The sequence below is a fragment of the Stenotrophomonas lactitubi genome (genome assembly GCF_002803515.1).
Taxonomy (GTDB): domain Bacteria; phylum Pseudomonadota; class Gammaproteobacteria; order Xanthomonadales; family Xanthomonadaceae; genus Stenotrophomonas; species Stenotrophomonas lactitubi.
This window is the reverse complement of the sequence record NZ_PHQX01000001.1, coordinates 2,910,089-2,928,199: the sequence shown is the minus strand read 5'-3', so window position 1 is coordinate 2,928,199 and position 18,111 is coordinate 2,910,089. Positions and strand designations below refer to the sequence as shown.

The 18,111-nt window shown below is 66.6% G+C and carries 14 protein-coding genes; 8 read left to right on the top strand and 6 right to left on the bottom strand.

What is annotated here, in order from left to right:
• Positions 1-133 precede the first annotated feature (133 nt).
• Both CR156_RS13735 and pbpC read left to right on the top strand, forming a co-directional pair.
• Positions 134-5,041 carry an alpha-2-macroglobulin family protein gene (locus CR156_RS13735; RefSeq protein WP_100553233.1) on the top strand — a complete coding sequence of 1,636 codons (4,908 nt, stop codon included), beginning with the start codon at positions 134-136 and terminating at the stop codon, positions 5,039-5,041.
• Positions 5,042-5,090: 49 nt separating this feature from the next.
• Positions 5,091-7,475: a penicillin-binding protein 1C gene (pbpC, locus tag CR156_RS13730; RefSeq protein ID WP_100553232.1), complete on the top strand. Its 2,385-nt coding sequence runs from the start codon at positions 5,091-5,093 to the stop codon at positions 7,473-7,475.
• A 283-nt stretch (positions 7,476-7,758) separates the two neighbouring features.
• Here pbpC and CR156_RS13725 read toward each other — a convergent pair whose 3' ends face one another.
• Positions 7,759-8,340, bottom strand: coding sequence for a ferritin-like domain-containing protein (locus CR156_RS13725; protein ID WP_100553231.1), 582 nt, complete (start codon positions 8,338-8,340; stop codon positions 7,759-7,761).
• A 30-nt stretch (positions 8,341-8,370) separates the two neighbouring features.
• Positions 8,371-8,853 carry a peroxiredoxin gene (locus CR156_RS13720; protein WP_100553230.1) on the bottom strand — a complete coding sequence of 161 codons (483 nt, stop codon included), beginning with the start codon at positions 8,851-8,853 and terminating at the stop codon, positions 8,371-8,373.
• A gap of 258 nt (positions 8,854-9,111) precedes the next feature.
• On the opposite strand from CR156_RS13720, the gene CR156_RS13715 reads away from it, so the two are divergent.
• Positions 9,112-10,008 carry a DnaJ C-terminal domain-containing protein gene (locus tag CR156_RS13715; RefSeq protein WP_100460041.1) on the top strand — a complete coding sequence of 299 codons (897 nt, stop codon included), beginning with the start codon at positions 9,112-9,114 and terminating at the stop codon, positions 10,006-10,008.
• Positions 10,009-10,134: 126 nt separating this feature from the next.
• On the opposite strand, the gene pilH is transcribed toward CR156_RS13715, so the two are convergent.
• Together pilH and CR156_RS13705 are read right to left on the bottom strand one after the other, a co-directional pair.
• On the bottom strand, positions 10,135-10,506 hold the full coding sequence (gene pilH, locus CR156_RS13710) for a twitching motility response regulator PilH (RefSeq protein ID WP_005410644.1): 372 nt from the start codon (positions 10,504-10,506) through the stop codon (positions 10,135-10,137).
• A gap of 88 nt (positions 10,507-10,594) precedes the next feature.
• On the bottom strand, positions 10,595-11,590 hold the full coding sequence (locus CR156_RS13705) for a YhdH/YhfP family quinone oxidoreductase (RefSeq protein ID WP_089236462.1): 996 nt from the start codon (positions 11,588-11,590) through the stop codon (positions 10,595-10,597).
• Between the two features lie 152 nt (positions 11,591-11,742).
• On the opposite strand from CR156_RS13705, the gene hflK reads away from it, so the two are divergent.
• The 5 genes from hflK to CR156_RS13680 all read left to right on the top strand — a co-directional run bounded on the left by hflK (position 11,743) and on the right by CR156_RS13680 (position 16,341).
• Entirely contained in the window at positions 11,743-12,879 is a 1,137-nt protein-coding gene (gene hflK / locus CR156_RS13700) for an FtsH protease activity modulator HflK (protein WP_089236461.1), read from the top strand.
• Positions 12,876-13,739 (top strand): protease modulator HflC, encoded by an 864-nt coding sequence (gene hflC / locus CR156_RS13695; protein ID WP_089236460.1) that lies wholly within the window; start codon positions 12,876-12,878, stop codon positions 13,737-13,739. The genes hflK and hflC overlap by 4 nt, the downstream gene beginning before the upstream one ends.
• 67 nt (positions 13,740-13,806) lie before the next feature.
• Positions 13,807-13,992, top strand: coding sequence for a DUF2065 domain-containing protein (locus CR156_RS13690; protein ID WP_089236459.1), 186 nt, complete (start codon positions 13,807-13,809; stop codon positions 13,990-13,992).
• A gap of 311 nt (positions 13,993-14,303) precedes the next feature.
• Positions 14,304-15,596, top strand: coding sequence for an adenylosuccinate synthase (locus CR156_RS13685; RefSeq protein ID WP_089236458.1), 1,293 nt, complete (start codon positions 14,304-14,306; stop codon positions 15,594-15,596).
• 88 nt (positions 15,597-15,684) lie between these two features.
• A complete protein-coding gene (locus CR156_RS13680) occupies positions 15,685-16,341 on the top strand; it encodes a hypothetical protein (protein ID WP_100553229.1) in 657 nt (218 codons plus the stop codon).
• A 30-nt stretch (positions 16,342-16,371) separates the two neighbouring features.
• On the opposite strand, the gene CR156_RS13675 is transcribed toward CR156_RS13680, so the two are convergent.
• On the bottom strand, positions 16,372-17,016 hold the full coding sequence (locus CR156_RS13675) for a M23 family metallopeptidase (protein ID WP_100553228.1): 645 nt from the start codon (positions 17,014-17,016) through the stop codon (positions 16,372-16,374).
• Between the two features lie 4 nt (positions 17,017-17,020).
• Positions 17,021-17,980, bottom strand: coding sequence for a L,D-transpeptidase family protein (locus tag CR156_RS13670; protein ID WP_100553227.1), 960 nt, complete (start codon positions 17,978-17,980; stop codon positions 17,021-17,023).
• Positions 17,981-18,111: the final 131 nt, after the last annotated feature.

Below are 18,111 nucleotides of genomic sequence, written 5' to 3'. Positions count from 1 at the left end.
AGGCGGGCAGCGGGCGCGTGTCGGACAGCGCCAACCAAGGTTGGCGTCTACCTCGTTTCCGATACCGGGTGCCCGGCGTCAACGCCTTGACGCGGCGGCCCTATAATGGGCACCTCGATCAAGGAGTGACGACATGAGCGGTCCGGCACGGCGGATGCGGTGGGGATGGACGGCAGCTTTGCTGGCAGGAGGCCTGTTGCTGGGCCTGGCCGGTTGCCGCAACGACAGCGGGCAGCTGCCCAAGGCCAGCGGCGAGGCCATCGCCACCAAGGCCGAGCAGGTGAAGGAGTTCACCCTGCTGCGTGCCTACCCGGACCAGAAGAGTGAAGGCCTGTCGCTGGCGCTGGAGTTCTCGCGCCCGCTGGTCGGCACCCAGGACTTCGACAAGCTGGTGCGCTTTGAAGAGAAGGTCGGCAACGATGACAGCAGCTGGACCCTGTCCGATGACGGCCTGACCCTGCGCTACCCGTTCGTCGAAGCCGGCAAGGAATTCAGTCTGGTCGTCTCGCCGGACCTGCTGGCCGCCGATGGCAGCCGCCTGGGCAAGGAACTGAAGCAGAAGGTGTTCAGCGGCGAGCTGAAGCCGGTGGCCGGTTTTGCGTCGCAGGGCAGCGTGCTGCCGGCCAAGGACAGCCGTGGCCTGCCGGTGGTGTCGGTGAACGTGCCGGAAGTCGATGTCGAGTTCCTGCGCGTGCGCGAAAAGGACCTGCCGACCTTCTTCAGCCAGTACCAGCGCGGCGGTCGCCGTGGCAGCTGGGAACTGAGCAGCGACTACGAGCGCAGCCCGATCAACAAGCTGGCCGAGCCGGTCTACGTCAACCGTTTCATTCTGGGTGGCAAGCAGAACGAGCGGGTGCTGACCTACCTGCCGACCCAGGACATCAAGGAGCTGCAGGAGCCGGGCCTGTATTTCGCCCTGCTCAAGCGCACCGGTGATTACGAGGGCGAGTTCGATACCGCCTTCTTCTCGGTCAGCGACATCGGCCTGCACACCCGCGCGTACAAGGACAAGCTGTTCGTACACACCGCCGCGCTCAAGGACGGTGCATCGCTGAAGGGTATCGACCTTCGCGTGCTCGATGCCAAGGGCGAGGTGGTGCTGAAGGGCAGCACCGACAGCAACGGCAATGCGCTGCTGAACTACACCCTGGACGCCACCCACGTGCTGGTGGCCAGCAGCGGCAAGGACACCAGCTTCCTGCCCTTCAACCAGCCCGCGTTGGACCTGAGCGAGTTCGCCGTGGCCGGCCGTGACAACGCCTGGTTCGATGTCTACGCCTGGTCGGGCCGCGACCTGTACCGCCCGGGTGAGACGGTGCGCCTGTCGGCGCTGCTGCGTGACAACGATGGCAAGCCGGTGAAGAGTCAGCCGGTGTTCCTGCGCCTGAAGCAGCCCGACGGCAAGACCTTCCGCGAAACCCGCGTGCAACCGGGCGAACAGGGCTACATCAATTTCGAGCAGACCATTCCCGCCGAGGCGCCGACCGGGCGCTGGCAGGTCGAGTTCCGCACCGACCCGGCCAGCAAGGAAGCGATCCAGGGCATGACCCTGCGCATCGAGGAGTTCCTGCCCGAGCGCATGAAGCTGGACCTGGACAGCACCCAGAAAACGCTGAAGCCGGGCGAAGATCTGCGTCTGCAGGCCAACGGTGCCTATCTGTATGGTGCCCCAGCCGATGGCAACCGCTTCACCGCGCGCATGGCGGTGGCCGCCGAACAGAAGCCGGTGGAGGGGCTGCCGGGTTACTTCTTCGGCGACCCGACCCTGCAGCTGCCGCGCGAAGCCAAGGATGTGATCGATACCACGCTGCCGGCCAATGGCCAGCTGCGCGAAGATGTGTCGTTGCCGGAAGAAGCGACCAAGGCGAAGGCGCCGATCGCGGTGGTGCTGTCCGGCAGCCTGTATGAAACCGGTGGCCGCACGGTCACCCGCACCCTGAAGCGGGTGGTGTGGCCGGCCGCCGCACTGGTCGGCGTGCGCCCGTTGTTCAACCCGGACGACGGCGCTGATTCCAACGGCAACGCGCGCTTTGAACTGATGCGTGTGGATGCGGACGGCAAGCCGCAGCCGGCCAAGGGCCTGAAGATCACCCTGGTGCGCGAGCTGCGCGACTACCACTGGACCTTCAACGACAACCGCTGGGATTACGATTTCACCCGCCGTTTCGAGAACAAGGAAACCCGTACCGTCGATGCGGGCGGCAGCGCGGTCGCCTTCGACTTCCCGGTGGAGTGGGGTGAGTACCGGGTGGACGTGTTCGATCCGTCCACCGGCCTGACCAGCCGCTATCCGTTCCGCGCCGGCTGGAGCTGGGGCGATGACAACCGTGGCCTCGATGCCCGCCCGGACAAGGTCAAGCTGGGCCTGGACAAGACCGGCTACAAGGCCGGCGATACCCTGGAAGTGACGGTGACCCCGCCGCACGCCGGCAAGGGCGTGCTGATGGTCGAGACCGACCGCATGCTGTACGTGCAGGACATCGACGCCAAGCCCGGTGCCACCTACAAGATCCCGGTCACTGCCGATTGGGAGCGCCACGACGTCTACATCACCGCCCTGGTGTTCCGCGGTGGCAGTGCGCCGAGCAAGATCACCCCGGCTCGAGCGGTGGGTGTGGTGCACGTGCCGATGGACCGCAAGGGCCGCACGGTGGCCGTCGGCCTGGCCGCACCCAAGCAGATGCGACCGGAGCAGGACCTGCCGGTGACGGTCAGCGCACCGCAGCTGGCCGGCAAGACCGCGCACGTCACTGTTTCGGCCGTGGACGTGGGCATTCTCAACATCACCCGCTTCCCGGTGCCCGATGCCGGCGCGCACTTCTTCGCCCAGCGTCGCCTCGGCATCGATGCCTATGACATCTACAGCCGGGTGATCGAGAGCTTCGACGGCAGCAGTGGCAAGCTGAAGTTCGGTGGCGACATGGCACTGCAGGCGTTGCCGCAGGCCAAGCGGCCGACCGCGCGCGTGCAGACCGTGGACCTGTTCTCCGGCCCGGTGCAGCTCGATGCCAAGGGCATTGCCCGCATCCGCCTGAAGGTGCCGGATTTCAATGGCACCCTGCGCGTGTCAGCGCTGGTCTACAGCGATGACCAGTACGGCAAGCGCGATGTGGAAACCATCGTGCGCGCGCCGATCCTGGCCGAGGCCAGCATGCCGCGCGTGCTCGCCCCGGGTGACCGCAGTACGGTGACCCTGGACGTGCAGAACTTCACCGGCAAGCCGGGTCAGTTCAACGTGCGCGTGGACAGCGAAGGCCCGCTCAGCCTGAGCGAAGGCACGCGCAGCGTGCAGCTCAATGCCGATGCCAAGACCACGTTGAGCTTCCCATTGTCGGCGCGCGAGGGCCACAGCGTGGCCAAGGTGCGCGTGCGCGTGGATGGCAACGGCTTCAAGGCCGACCGCCGCTACGATCTGCCGGTACGCGCGGCGTGGCCGCAGGTGCTGCGCTCGCAGGTGCGCACGCTCGATCCGCTGGCGGCGGTAAGCCTGGATGGCAGCCTGATGGACGGGCTGATGTCCGAATCGGTCAATGCCCGCCTGCTGGTCAGCCCGCTGCCACCGATCCCGTTCGCCAGCGCGCTGCAGGGCGCGCTGAACTACCCGTACGGCTGCGCCGAACAGACCACCAGCAAGGGCTACGCCGCGCTGATCCTGGACCAGGCGACGTCGTCCATGCTCGGCGCCGATGGCCTGGACGCGAAGACCCGTCGCGAGCGAATGGAAGGTGCGTTCGGTCGCCTGGCGTCGATGCAGGTGGCCAACGGCAACTTCTCGATGTGGGGTGACGACGGCTACGTGAACCCGTGGCTGACGCCGTACATCGCCGAGTTCCTGCTCGATGCCAAGGACGGTGGTTTTGCGGTGCCGGACAACGTGCTGCAGAAGGCGCTGAACCGCCTGAGCGAAGACCTGCTGTCCGGTGGCAACCAGTTCTACGGCCAGGAAAAGCGCGAAAGCCTGAAGTTCGCCAACCAGGCGTACTCGGGTTACGTGCTGGCCCGCGTCAACCGCGCACCGCTGGGTACTCTGCGTACGCTGTACGACAACGAACGCAGCAAGGCCGTGGGTGGCCTGTCGCTGGTGCACCTGGGCGTGGCGCTGTCGCTGCAGGGCGATGCCAAGCGTGGCCAGGCTGCTCTTGCGGCCGGCTTCGCCAAGTCCAGCAGCGAACGCCCGTCGTACTTCGGCGACTACGGCAGTGCCGTGCGCGACGACGCGCTGATGATCGCGCTGACCCACGAAAACAAGCTGGCCAAGCCGGCATGGGATGCACGCGCGGTCGATCTTGGCCGCGGCCTGGATGCGCGCCGCAACAGTGGCTGGATGTGGCTGAGCACGCAGGAACAGGTGGCCGTCGCCCGCCTCGGCAAGGCGTTGGCTGCCAACCAGAAGGCACTGGTGGCCGGCGAACTGGTGATCGGTGGCAGCACCGAGGCCATCGGCGAGCGCAAGCTGTTTGGCCGCAACTTCGATGCAGGGCAGCTGGCCGCAGGCGTGCGCTTCACGCCGCAGGGGCAGCCGCCGATGTTCGCCAGCATCGATGTGGCCGGCATTCCGCGCAGCGCACCGGCGCCGGACAACAGTGTGATCGGCGTGGAGCGCAGCTACTTCGGCACCGATGGCAAGCCGTGGTCGCCGCGTCCGCTGAAGGAGGGTGAAGCGCTGATCGTACGCGTCACCATCACCGCCGACAGCGAGATGCCCGATGCGCTGCTGACCGACCTGCTGCCGGCAGGCCTGGAGATCGAGAACCTCAACCTGGGCGATGCCAAGCAGTGGGCCGACGTGGTGGTGGATGGCATCACCATCAGCGACCGCAGCGAAGCGGCCGATACCAAGCACGAAGAGTTCCGCGATGACCGCTACGTGGCGGCGCTGAAGCTCTCGCGCGGCAGCAAGGCCAATGTGTTCTACCTGGTGCGTGCGGTCACTCCGGGTACCTACACCGTACCGCCGTCGCTGGTGGAGGACATGTACCGGCCGCAGCTGCGAGGCGTCGGCCGCAGCAACCCGACCACGTTGACGGTGGTACAGCCGTGATCGTGCGGACGGGCCGCGACGGCGCGGCCCGTCCCACAGGATGCCTTGGATGAAGGTGGGATCTCTGAAGACGCGGCTGCCGCGCCTGCGGCAGCGGCTGCAACCGCTGTGGCCGTGGCTGCGCTGGGGCACCGCGGCATTGCTGGCGCTGTTGCTGGTGCTGGATTTCGTCTTTCCGCCACCGTTGCCGAAGCAGCGCGACACCAGCACGCTGGTGGTTGCCGCTGACGGCAGCCCGTTGCGTGCGTTCGCCGACGCCGAGGGCGTGTGGCGCTATCCGGCGTCGGTCGACAGCGTTTCGCCGCTGTACCTGCAGGCGCTGCTGACCTACGAGGATCGCTGGTTCTGGCGGCACCCGGGCATCAATCCGCTGGCGATTCTGCGTGCCAGCGGGCAGTTGCTGCGCGGTGGCCGCATCGTCTCCGGTGGCTCGACCCTGACCATGCAGGTCGCGCGCATTCTGGATCCGCATACACGCACCCCCTGGGGCAAGCTGAAGCAGATGCTGCGTGCGGTGCAGCTGGAAGTACACCTGTCCAAGCGCGAGATCCTTGCGTTGTATCTGGAGCGCGCGCCCTACGGTGGCACTATCGAGGGTGTGGAAGCGGCCAGCTGGGCCTATCTGGGCAAACCGGCCGCGCAGCTTTCGCATGCCGAGGCCGCGCTGCTGGCGGTGCTGCCACAGGCGCCCAGTCGCTTGCGCCCGGACCGCCATCCTGAAGCGGCCCAGAAGGCACGCGACAAGGTGCTGGCGCGCATGGCCGAGCTCGACGCGTGGACGCCGGACGAAGTGGAAGATGCGCGCATCGAGAACGTGGTTGCACGCTCGCTGCGCCCGCCGCTGCATGCCGCACTGCTGGCCCAGCGGCTGCACTCCGCGCATCCGGGGCAAGCGCGGATCCAGAGCAGCATCGACATCGGCCTGCAGCGCACCCTGGAAGAGCGCGTGGCCAGCTATTTCTCCACGCTGCCCGAGCGCACCTCGGCGGCGCTGCTGGTGGTCGACAACCAGACCCTGCAGGCGCGTGCCTACGTCGGCACGCTGTCGTTCGGTGATCGGCAGCGGCTGGGTCACGTGGACATGGTGCAGGCTTGGCGTTCCCCAGGCTCCACGCTGAAGCCGTTCCTGTACGCGATGGCACTCGATGATGGCCTGATCCATTCCGAGAGCCTGCTGGTGGATGCGCCGCAGAGTTTCGGCAACTACCGGCCAGGCAACTTCGACATGGCCTTCAACGGACCGATCAGCGCTGCCAGTGCCTTGCGTCTGTCGCTGAACGTGCCGTCGGTGGATCTGCTGCAGCGGGTGGGTGCTGCACGCTTTGCCGCGCGCCTGTCGCACGCCGGCATCCAGCTGCGTTTCCCGCCGGGCAGCTCGCCGAATCTGTCGCTGATTCTTGGCGGCACCGGCGCGCGCCTGGAAGACCTGGTCGGTGCGTTTGCCGCACTCAATCGCAACGGCATTGCCGGCCGCGTGCGCTACACCGATGACGAACCGATGATCGAGCGCCGGCTGGCGTCGCCCGGTGCCAGCTGGATCGTGCGCGAGATGCTGGAATCGAACCCGCGCCCGGGCTATGGCGTTGGTACGTTCGATGTTGGCGGGCGGCCGCGCGTGGCCTGGAAGACCGGCACCAGCTATGGCTACCGCGATGCGTGGGCGATCGGCAGTACCCGCCACTACACCGTGGGTGTGTGGGTGGGGCGGCCCGATGGCACGCCCTTGCCGGGCCAGTACGGTGCGGTCACGGCGTTGCCGCTGATGTTCGAAGTGGTCGACAGCCTGCCGCGCCAGCGCGGCGATGCGGCGGCCGCGCCGATGCCAGCCAGCGTGACCGAGGCGGACATCTGCTGGCCGACCGGTGAACTGGCCGAGGCGTTGCCCACCGAGCTCTGCCAGCGACGCCTGTCGGCCTACCTGCTGGACGGCGCGGCGCCGCCCACGTTCCCGGAGCGCGATGCGCGGCGTTGGCAGCCCGGTCGTCAACGTTACCTGGCCGACGCGCGCACCGGCCTGCGGGTATCGGCTGACTGCAGCGCACCGCATGAAGAAATCGCGCGCGAGATCGCGCGATGGCCGGCGCTGTTGTCACCCTGGCTGCCCAAGGCCACGCGCGATGCTTCACGGCTTCCCGCGTTGTCGCCGGACTGCCGCGACGATGGTCGCGAGGCCAGCGTGGCCCTGCATATCGATGGCCTCAACGAGGGTGCGACGCTGGCGCGTGCGCCGAATGCTGAGCATGGTGTACGCCTGCAGCTGCGCGCATTGGGCAGCGAGCAGGCCGTGGATTGGCTGCTGGATGGCCGCTGGATCGCGCAGACGCGCGGTGCGCAGCTGATGCAGCGCGAGTTCGCCGATCCGGGTGCTCATACGTTGACCGCACTGGCCGCAGACGGCGCCTGGACGCAGGTACGGTTCAACGTCCTCAGGTAGGTACCGACCTTGGCCATGACCCGGCGCTACCGATGCACCATGACGCGGTAGGTGCCAACCTTGGTTGGCACGCGCAGAAGCTGCCCACCAAGGTGGGCGACTACCACGGCGTTCGCCGGGCATGGCCCGGCGCTACCGATGCATCAGGACCCGTTCGATGTGCATGGCCCGGCACCCCTGATGCACCATGACCCGGTAGATGCCAACCTTGGTTGGCATGAGCAGAAACTGCCAACCAAGGTTGGCAACTACCGGGGTATTCGCCGGCTATGGCCCGGAGCTGCTATTCCCCGATCCAGCCCTCCAGCAGGTCTGCGAACTCATCGGCGTGCTCCTCCTCCTGCGCCAGGATCTCCTCCAGGATGCGCTTGGTGGTGGTGTCACTGTCGCCGATGAAGTTGATCATCTCGCGGTAGCTGTCGATGGCGATGCGCTCGGCCACAAGGTTCTCGCGGACCATGTCGCGCAGGTCGCTGCCTTCCTTGTATTCGGCGTGCGAGCGTGCGGTCAGCGTGTCCGGATTGAGGTCCGGCTCGCCGCCGAGCTGGACGATGCGCTCAGCCAACTTCCCGGCATGTGCCTGCTCCTGCTGCGCGTGTTCCAGGAACTCGGCCTTCACCGCATCGGCCAGCATGCCCTTGGCCATGAAATAGTGCCGGTAGTAGCGCAGCACGCACACATATTCGGTGGCCAGCGCGTCGTTCAGCAGCTTGATCACCACCTTGCGGTCGGCGCTGTAGCTGTCGGTGATCGCGCCATCCTTGATGTTCTTCCGCGCCCGCTCGCGCAGGGTCTGGCGGTCGCTGATGCCGGCGACCTTGGCCGAAGGGGAGGCGTTGCTGGATTTGGCTGGCTTGTTGGACATGGCTGGCCGATTTCCTTTGTAGTCAGGGGTTCAAGTGGGAAGGTGCTCCAGCACATACTCGGCCGAAGACACCTCGAACTGTCCGGGTTCCTCGATCCAAGCTGCGCGTACCGCGCCGTCCACCACGTACAGGGCAAAGCGGCGCGAACGGATGCCCATGCCCGAGGCGCTGGCATCGAGCTCCAGGCCAAGCGCGCGGGTCAGTTCGGCATTGCCGTCGGACAACATCAGCAGACCGTCGGGCACGTGCTGGTCAGTGGCCCAGGCCTTCATCACGAACGGATCGTTGACCGCCATGCAGTACACGTCGATGCCGCGTTTGCGGAAGGCATCGAACGTTTCCACGTAGCCAGGCAGGTGGCGGGCGGAGCAGGTGGGGGTGAAGGCACCGGGCACGGCGAACAGCACCACCTTGCGCCCGTCGAACAGGGCGTGGGTATCGAGGGTCTCGATGCCTTCGCGGATGCGCTTGAGGGTGACTTCCGGAATGCGGTCGCCGACATGGATGGTCATGGGAACTCCTTGCTGGGTGAAGGTAGGGGCCAGGAGGGGACGGACGCGTCAAGACATTGGAAAACCCATGTATACACCCCATCTCCGTCGTCCGCGGCGGGCTGTCAGCCACAGCATGGGGCAGGGCGATGGCAGGCGCATTGCGCTGGATCAGTCGGCCTCACCATTGCCGCACGACCGGCGGCGTAGCATCGCCGGCGCGTAGAATGAACCCGGGGCGGCGCCACCGGCGCCGCCGAAGCGAATCGAGGTAGCTGGATGGAATTCAAGGATTATTACGCCACCCTGGGGGTGGAACCGAGCGCGGGCGAAGCGGAAATCAAGACCGCTTATCGCCGGCTGGCACGCAAGTACCACCCGGACGTCAGCAAGGAGGCCGGGGCCGAAGACAAGTTCAAGGCCATCAACGAGGCCTACGAGGCGCTGCGCGATCCCGAGAAGCGCGCCGCTTATGACCAGCTGCGCGCACAGGGCTATCGCCCGGGCGAGGAATTCAACGTGCCGCCGAACTACGGTGGCGGCGGTTTCAATTTCGAGGAAGTGTTCGGTGGTGGCGGCGGTGGCCCCAACGGTGGCTTCAGCGACTTCTTCGAGAGCCTGTTCGCGCGCCAGCGCGGCGGCCAGGGCGCGGGCCCCGGTCCGGGCTTCAGCAGCCACGGCCATGCACCCAACCGTGATACCCGGGCCAAGCTGTCGGTACCGCTGGAGGCGGCCTACAACGGCGACAGCCTTCGCATCACCGTCAACGGCAAGCAGCTGGACGTGCGCGTGCCCAAGGGCATCCGTCCCGGGCAGGTGATCCGCCTGGCCGGGCAGGGCAACCACGGCGGCAACCTGCTGCTGGAAGTGGAGTACGCCGCGCATCCGCAGTTCGAGGTCGACGGCCGCAACATCCTGTACACGCTGCCGGTCACCCCGTGGCAGGCGGCGCTGGGCACCAGCATCAGCGTGCCGACCCTGGGCGGAGCGGTGGAATTGAAGATTCCGGCCGACTCCGATGCCGGTCGCAAGCTGCGCCTGCGTGGGCGTGGCCTGCCGGGCAGCCCGGAAGGCGACCAGATCGTCGAGCTGGAGATTGTGGCCCCGGCGGCGACCGACGAGGCGCAGAAGAAGGCCTATCGGAATCTGGCCAAGGCGTTTGGCGAAACGATCTGAAATCTGCTTTGGTGGGTGCGGACCTTGGTCCGCACGAATTGCGGCGGCAAATCGGTTCGAGGGTAGTGCCGGCCGCTGGCCGGCAAAGGCGTGCCAACCAAGGTTGGCATCTACCAGAGCTGTGTGTCAGCCCTGGCCGGCGAACACCCGCTCCAGCACTTCGGACAGTTCGTCTTCCGAGAACGGTTTGGTGATGTAGGCCTTGGCACCCTGGCGCATGCCCCACATGCGGTCGGTGTCCTGGTCCTTGGTGGTCACCAGGATCACCGGAATGTGCCGGGTCGCTTCATCGCGGGCGAGGGTGCGGGTGGCCTGGAAGCCATTGAGGTTGGGCATCACCACGTCCATCAGCACCAGGTCGGGCAGCTCGGCCTTGGCGGTCTCCACCCCGGCCGCGCCATCGGTGGCGGTCAGGATCTGGTGCCCGAGCTTCTCGACGATGCGCTGTATCCCCAACAGCTGCGACGGTGAGTCGTCGACGATCAGAATGCGTGCCATGTTGTTCCCCATGTGATGCCGGAAGTGTAGTGCCGGCATCCAGTTGACGGGAGGGCGACAGCTGCCGTCCGTCGCCTGCCTGCGACGTTCAGTCGATCCGCACCACCGTGCGGCCAAGCGAGCCGCCCGCCAGCATGCGATCAAACACCGCAGGCAGGCCGTCCAGGCCGACTTCGGCGGTGCAGATGCGGTCCAGGTGCTGCGGTTTCCACGCGTCGCCCAGGCGTGCCCACACTTCTTCGCGCAGCGCGCGCGGGGCATTGGCCGACGACACACCAAGCAGCGATACACCGCGCAGGATGAAGGGCATCACGGTCATGTCCAGCGTCGGGCTGGCGGCCAGGCCTGCACTGACCACGCTGCCATAGGGCACGGTCTGTGCCAGCAGACTGGCCAGCATCGGCCCGCCGGCGTTGTCCAGGCCACCGCCAAAGCGTGCCGATTGCAGCGGCCCGGTGTCGGCAAGGGCATCACGTGGCAGCACCTCGGCAGCACCGATGCCGCGAAGGAAGTCGGTCTGCTCCGGTTTGCCGCTGATCGCGTGCACGGCATAGCCGGCGCGGCTGAAGATGTCCACGGCCAGGGCACCGACCCCACCGCTGGCGCCAGTGACCGCCAGTGGCCCAAGCTCGGGTGTCTGCCGGTTGTCCTGCAGGCGCAGCAGGGCCAGCGCGGCGGTGAAGCCGGCCGTGCCCAGCACCATTGCCTCGCGTGGGCTCAGGCCTGCCGGCTGGGCGATGACCGCGCTCGATTCCAGCCGCACGTACTGGCTGTAGCCGCCATCGCGGGTTTCGCTGAGGCCGCAGCCGGTGGCCAGTACCGCATCGCCCTCGCGCCAGGCCGGATCGGTGGAGGCGACCACCGTACCGGCCACGTCGATGCCGCCCACCAGCGGGAAGCGCCGCAGGATCCGGCCTTTGCCGGTACCTGCCAGGGCATCCTTGTAGTTGACCGAGGACCAGTGGGCACGGATCAGCACCTGGCCGGGGTTGAGGTCGTCCAGGCTCAGCGGGACCAGGCCGCTGCGGTAGCCAGCGTCGTCTTTTTCGATGCGGAAGGCGGTGAACGGGGCGGTGGGGGCCATCGGCGTTGCCTGACTTCAAGGAAAACGCCACCTTACCCGTTCCGGACCCTTTCAATCCTGCCGGTCAGCCCCATCTTGTATGATCGGTAGTGGTTCATGGCTGGCGTTGCGGGAAGGGCCCGCGTCGCAGCCCACATCTTGATGGAGCGTGCATGGCCTGGAATACACCCGGCGGCAACAAGGGCGGACAAGGCCCCGAGGACAATCGACGCGGGCCGTTCGGGTCGCGCGGCGGTGGCAATGGTGGCGGCTGGGGCGGATTGCCCGGACCGCTGAAGGATCTGTTCGACGGCGGCATCCTGCGTTGGGTGGCGGCAGCAGTGGTCCTGCTGGTGCTGTTCTCCAGCTTCCAGCTGATCGGCGAACAGCAGCGTGGCGTCGTGCTGCGCTTCGGCCAGTTCTCGCGCATCCTGACCCCAGGCCCGAACTTCAAGTTGCCCTGGCCGATCGAATCGGTCACCAAGGTCAACGCCACCGAGATCAAGACCTTCTCGATCCAGGTGCCGGTGCTGACCCGCGACGAGAACATCGTCAACGTCTCGTTGAACGTCCAGTACCGCATCGATGACCCGCAGCAGTATCTGTTCGGCACTGTCGATGCCAACCAGGTGCTGGAACAGTCGGCGCAGAGCGCAGTGCGCGAGGAAGTCGGCCGCGCCGACCTCAACGCCGTGCTGAACAACCGTGGCCCGCTGGCCGTGGCCGCTGAAGAGCGCCTGCAGACATTGCTGACTGCCTTCAAGACCGGTCTGACCGTGACCGGCCTGACCCTGCAGGACGCCCGTCCGCCGGAGGAGGTCAAGCCGGCCTTCGACGAGGTCAACGGTGCCCAGCAGGTCAAGGAGCGCCTGATCAACGAAGCCCAGGCCTATGCGGCCAAGGTCGTGCCTGAAGCGCGTGGCCAGTCCTCGCGTGCCCGTACCACCGCCGAAGGCTACAAGCAGGCCGTGGTGTCCAAGGCCGAGGGTGATGGCCAGCGCTTCAGCCTGCTGCAGGCCCAGTACAAGGATGCACCGGAAGTCACCCGCAAGCGCCTGTGGCTGGAAACGGTGCAGCAGGTGTTGAGCGAGAACCGCAAGGTCATTGGCGGCGATGGCCGTCAGCTGATCTACGTGCCGATGACCGGCGATACCCGTGCCAGCACCTCGGCACAGGCGCCGGTACCGAACCCGGACGTGGTGATGCCGTCGCTGCCGGGTACCACGGCAGTGGAAGCTTCCCGTGATCCGGGCCGGCCGGTGGGCCGCCCGACCGGGCGTTCGAGCGGCCGTGAGGAGGGCAGCCGATGAGAAATTCAATGTGGATCGCCGTTGTCGTAGCGGTGCTGCTGGGCCTGCTGGGCTCGGTGTACGTGGTCCGTGAGGACCAGACCGCCATGGTCCTGAACCTGGGCAAGGTGGTGCGTTCGGACATCAAGCCGGGCCTGCACTTCAAGCTGCCGGTGGTGGAAACGGTGCGGGTGTTCGACCGCCGCTTCCAGGTGCTGGACACCGCGCCGGCACGTTACTTCACCGCCGAGCAGAAGGACGTCAGCGTCGACTTCTTCGCCATCGGTTACATCTCCAACGTGGGTGATTACTTCCGTGCCACCGGTGGCGATCCGCGTATCGCCAACGCCCGCCTGGCACCGATCATCACCGACTCGCTGCGCAACCAGATCAACTCGCGCACCCTGCAGCAGCTGGTCTCCGGCGACCGCAGCGAGCTGATCGCCGAGCAGCTGAAGGGGATCAACGAAGCCGTTGCCGGTCTGGGCATGCAGATGATCGACCTGCGCATCAAGCAGGTGGATCTGCCGACCGACAGCCAGGTGATCAATGACGTGTACGAGCGCATGCGCGCCCAGCGCAAGCAGGAAGCCGCCAAGCTGCGCGCCGAAGGCGAGGAGCAGTCGCTGACCATCCGCGCCCAGGCCGACCGTGACAGCACCGTGCTGATCGCAGAAGCCGAACGCGATGCCCAGCGCCTGCGTGGTGAAGGCGATGCCGAGGCCGCGCGGATCTACGGCAAGGCTGGTTCGGCTGACCCGTCGTTCTACGCGTTCTACCGCAGCCTCGAGGCCTATCGCGGCTCGATGACCGACGGCAACGGCGTGATCGTGCTGGACAAGAACGACCCGTTCCTGCAGTACCTCAAGAACGATCGCTGAGACCGCACGGCAGTACCTCACGGGGCCCGGCCATACGCCGGGCCCCGTGCTTTTCCGGAGTTCCCCCATGAAAGATCTGTTCGCCGCCGTCTGCCTGGTCGCGGTGCTGGAAGGCCTGTTGCTGTTCGCGGCCCCCGTGGCCTGGAAGCGCATGGCCGAACGCCTGCTGGACCTGCCCAGCCCGGCCCTGCGCAGCTTCGGTGGCCTGGTCCTGCTGGCCGGGCTGAGCCTGCTGTGGTGGGTGCGGCACTGAGGCCCGGCACGGCCGCCTGCGTCTGGCTCTGGTAGATGCCAACCTTGGTTGGCATTGCCGGCCAGCGGCCGGCACTACCGGGGAGGCGCCTGACCGGCCGGTGAAGCCGTCCGTCGGAAAGGTGGCAGCCGACCCCGGAAACCCGGATAATGCACAAAAGCCGGACGGGCCTCCCCGTTCGGCTTTTTCCGTGTCTGGGCCTTCCATCGCCGGCTGCTCCCCGTTTGGAGCCGCCACCCAAGCGCTGGCCAGCCCCGCTGCGGTTTACCCGTCCGCGGCCCCGATGGCCGCAACAAATAGAGGAACCCGTCATGGGTCAGTCTGTCGTAGTGCTTGGTGCCCAGTGGGGCGATGAAGGCAAGGGCAAGATCGTCGATCTGCTCACCGAGGAAATCGGCGCGGTCGTGCGCTTCCAGGGCGGCCACAATGCCGGCCACACCCTGGTCATCAACGGCAAGAAGACCGTCCTTCACCTGATCCCGTCGGGCATCCTGCGTGACGATGCGCTGTGCCTGATCGGCAACGGCGTGGTGATCTCGCCGGCTGCGCTGCAGAAGGAAATCGCCGAGCTGGAAACCTCCGGCGTGGAAGTGCGTTCGCGCCTGAAGATCTCCCCGGCCGCGCCGCTGATCATGCCGTACCACATCGCCCTGGACCAGGCGCGCGAACGCGCTGCCGGCGGCAAAGCGATCGGCACCACCGGCCGTGGCATCGGCCCGGCCTACGAAGACAAGGTGGCGCGTCGCGGCATCCGCATCGCCGACCTGCATTACCCCAAGCAGCTGGAAGAACTCCTGCGCACCGCGCTGGATTATCACAACTTCGTGCTGACCAACTACCTGAAGACCGACGCGGTCGATTTCCAGAAGACCTTCGACGAGGCGCTGGCCTTCGGCGAGTACGTGCAGCCGATGAAGTCCGACGTTGCCGGCATCCTGCATGACCTGCGCAAGCAGGGTAAGCGCGTGCTGTTCGAAGGTGCGCAAGGCGCGCTGCTGGACATCGACCACGGTACCTACCCGTACGTCACCAGCTCCAACACCACCGTTGGTGGCGCGCTGGCCGGTGCCGGCGTCGGCGCTGATGCGATCGACTACGTGCTGGGCATCGCCAAGGCCTACGCGACCCGCGTTGGCGGTGGCCCGTTCCCGACCGAGCTGGACGATGAAATCGGCCAGGGCATCCGCGACCGCGGTGCCGAGTACGGTGCCTCGACCGGCCGCCCGCGTCGTTGCGGCTGGATGGACATCGTCGCCCTCAAGCGCGCCGTGGCCATCAACGGCATCAGCGGCCTGTGCATCACCAAGCTGGACGTGCTGGACGGCATGGAGAAGCTGAAGGTCTGCATCGCCTACGAATACAACGGCAAGCGTACCGAGTACGCGCCGCTGGACGCGCAGGGCTGGGAAGAGTGCACCCCGGTGTACCTGGAGTTCCCGGGCTGGACCGAGAACACCCACGGCATCACCAACTGGGAAGACCTGCCGCCGGCTGCACGTGCCTACCTGCGCTCGCTGGAAGAGCTGGCCGGCTGCCCGATCAGCATCGTCTCCACCGGCCCGGACCGCGACCACACCATGGTCCTGCAGGATCCGTTCGCCTGAGCGACCGCACGCTGACGTGAAGGAAAAGCCCCGCGAAAGCGGGGCTTTTTCGTTAGTGTGTACGCAGTGCCAGCAGGGAAGCGGACCGATGACCGACGATGTCAGCGTAAAAGGGACCAGGGTGCTGCGGATCACCCTGTGGGTGTTCTGGGGCCTGTGGGCAGCCGCTTGTGTGGTGCTGGCGGTGGGCGCTGTGGCCAACCACCTGGCCTCACGCACGCAGACCCTGCCACTGGTGCTGAGCCCCGGTGCGAGCGCGGAGATCACGGTCTACCGCTTCATCGATGATCGCCTGCGGTTGCGGCTGCGCTACCCGCCCAACGCTGCCGACCCGGCCCTCGACCCCGACGTGCTGCTGCGCGTCGATACGCCCAACGAGCACGCGGACTTCCGCGCAAGCGTGCGATCAGGCCCGCCCGCGACGGATGTCGTGCGCCGGGTGGAAACCGTTGAAACGGCGGGTTTCACCGCCGCGTACTTCGGCTATGGCCGCGGTGACGCATTGCCCCGTGGCCGCTCCTGGCTGCGGGTAACCGTGCTGGAGGTGGAGCCGGCGCTGGTCGGCAGGCCGGCAACCGTCGAGCTGCAACCGCCGCTGGATCTTCTGAAGCTGACCGACCTGGATTACATCTGGCTGTGGCCATTCTTCTTCTGGAAACTGGTGGCGCTGTTGCTGCTGATTCCAGGTATCGCACTGGTGATCTTCACCATCGCGCTGCGCAGGAAGGGGCCACGCGCTGTATAGACGCCCCGGACAAACCGTGCGGGTTACGACTTAATCCCCTCCGTCCCCTTTTTTCAGCAGCGGATAGGGATTGAGCGATTCGCCCTTCCACCACTGTTTTTCCGGTCCCAGCGCGTGCACTTCGAAATGCAGGTGTGGAGCTTCAGGGTTGGCGTTGCCGGTGCTGCCGACGTAGCCGATCACATCGCCGCGCTTGATGGTCTGCTTCTCGGCCAGGCCGTCGGCGTAGCGCTGCAGGTGTGCGTAGTAGTAGCACCAGCGGCCGCTGGGTTCGAACTGGTAGATCGTCAGGCCGCCGCGTTTGCTGTCGAACAGTTTCTCGACATGGCCATCGGCCACGGCCAGCACCGGCGTGCCGGCAGCGGCCATGATGTCGATGGCATCGTGCACACGGCCTTCGCTGCGTGCGTCGGTGAAGGTGTCCTGCAGTTGCGACGGCGCAATGCCCTGTACCGGCAGCAGCAGACCGGAGGGTGTGTCGCCGGTTGCTGCTGGGGCGGGTGCAGCGATTGCCGTCGCTGCCTGCTCCGCGGGTACGGCAGGTGCGTGGTCCGCCGCAACCACTGCAGGAGGGTGGACAGCCGCGCCATCGGAGGGCTCGCCATCGCGCTGCAGCCACCACCCGGCGGCCACGCCCATCACCAGTCCCAGCACGATCAGTTGCGCGAGTCGCATCGGCTTACTCCTGCATCACCACGACTACCGACGTATCCACCGCCGCGGCCACGCGCAGCGCATCCCAGTTGGTCATGCGCACGCAGCCGTGCGATTCGGTCTTGCCGACGTGGCCGGGTACCGGCGTGCCGTGCAGGCCGTAATGCGGCTTGGACAGGTCGATCCAGACCCGGCCGACCGGATTGTTCGGGCCGGGCGGAATCGTGGCTTTGCGATCGCCCTTCTTCGCGTCCCAGAACAGCTTCGGGTTGTAGTGGAATGGCGGATCCGGGTACACGCCGAGGATCTTCCACTCCCCGATCGGCAGCGGGTCGTGCTCGCTGCCTGACGACACCGGTACCTGCGCGATCACCTTGCCCTGCACGTCCAGCAGTTGGAGGGTGGAGTCGGATTTGTCGACCACCAGCTTGGCCGCCTTGGGCAAAGCGGCAGGCGCAATGTTGGGCACCTGGATGCGATTGCCGGCCTTGCTCAGATCCACGCCGGGATTGAGGGCCTTCAGCAGCTCCGGGGCGGCATGGAAACGTTCGCCCAGTGATTCTTCGACACTGCTGAAGCCAAGGGATTTCAGTTTGGCCTGTTCGGCCGGCTTCTTCGGGATGGCGACAAAGGGGCCGGCCACGTCTTCGGCGGTCAGCGTGTAGCTTGCCAGCGGACCAGCCGAATCGGCCTGCAGGGCCTTCCAGGTGGCGTCGTCCAGTTCACCGCTGACGGTCAGCCCGTGCGCAGCCTGGAAACCGGACACCGCACGGCGTTGATTGCTGCCCACTTCGCCATCGATCTCGCCCGGAGAGAAATTCGCACGGTCCAGCAGGACCTGCGCATGCAGGGGCGAGCGTGCCGCCGTGTCAGGACCGGCTTTTTCGGCAATCGGCGCTGGCAGGCCCGCAGGTGGCGTGGACTGTGCGAAGGCGGGCGAGATCAGCAGCGACAGGGCAAGCAGGGCGGGGCGGCATACGGGCATGGGCGTCTCCAAACAGATAACGCCTCCACCCTGCCTGCAAACGCTGCGTAGCCGCCGTGAAAAGGAACTGATGCCGGCATGAGCAGCGGGAGCGCATCGCCACGCCAAAGACCCACCGCGGAAGCGGAGGA

Bases quoted from the DNA above. Each gene is read 5' to 3' on its own strand.
- CR156_RS13690 (WP_089236459.1), top strand. From the start codon at position 13,807: ATGAAAGATCTGTTCGCCGCCGTCTGCCTGGTCGCGGTGCTGGAAGGC.
- hflK (WP_089236461.1), top strand. From the start codon at position 11,743: ATGGCCTGGAATACACCCGGCGGCAACAAGGGCGGACAAGGCCCCGAG.
- CR156_RS13670 (WP_100553227.1), bottom strand. From the start codon at position 17,980: ATGCCCGTATGCCGCCCCGCCCTGCTTGCCCTGTCGCTGCTGATCTCG.
- CR156_RS13705 (WP_089236462.1), bottom strand. From the start codon at position 11,590: ATGGCCCCCACCGCCCCGTTCACCGCCTTCCGCATCGAAAAAGACGAC.
- CR156_RS13725 (WP_100553231.1), bottom strand. From the start codon at position 8,340: ATGTCCAACAAGCCAGCCAAATCCAGCAACGCCTCCCCTTCGGCCAAG.
- CR156_RS13685 (WP_089236458.1), top strand. From the start codon at position 14,304: ATGGGTCAGTCTGTCGTAGTGCTTGGTGCCCAGTGGGGCGATGAAGGC.
- CR156_RS13720 (WP_100553230.1), bottom strand. From the start codon at position 8,853: ATGACCATCCATGTCGGCGACCGCATTCCGGAAGTCACCCTCAAGCGC.
- CR156_RS13735 (WP_100553233.1), top strand. From the start codon at position 134: ATGAGCGGTCCGGCACGGCGGATGCGGTGGGGATGGACGGCAGCTTTG.
- pbpC (WP_100553232.1), top strand. From the start codon at position 5,091: ATGAAGGTGGGATCTCTGAAGACGCGGCTGCCGCGCCTGCGGCAGCGG.
- hflC (WP_089236460.1), top strand. From the start codon at position 12,876: ATGAGAAATTCAATGTGGATCGCCGTTGTCGTAGCGGTGCTGCTGGGC.
- CR156_RS13680 (WP_100553229.1), top strand. From the start codon at position 15,685: ATGACCGACGATGTCAGCGTAAAAGGGACCAGGGTGCTGCGGATCACC.
- CR156_RS13675 (WP_100553228.1), bottom strand. From the start codon at position 17,016: ATGCGACTCGCGCAACTGATCGTGCTGGGACTGGTGATGGGCGTGGCC.
- CR156_RS13715 (WP_100460041.1), top strand. From the start codon at position 9,112: ATGGAATTCAAGGATTATTACGCCACCCTGGGGGTGGAACCGAGCGCG.
- pilH (WP_005410644.1), bottom strand. From the start codon at position 10,506: ATGGCACGCATTCTGATCGTCGACGACTCACCGTCGCAGCTGTTGGGG.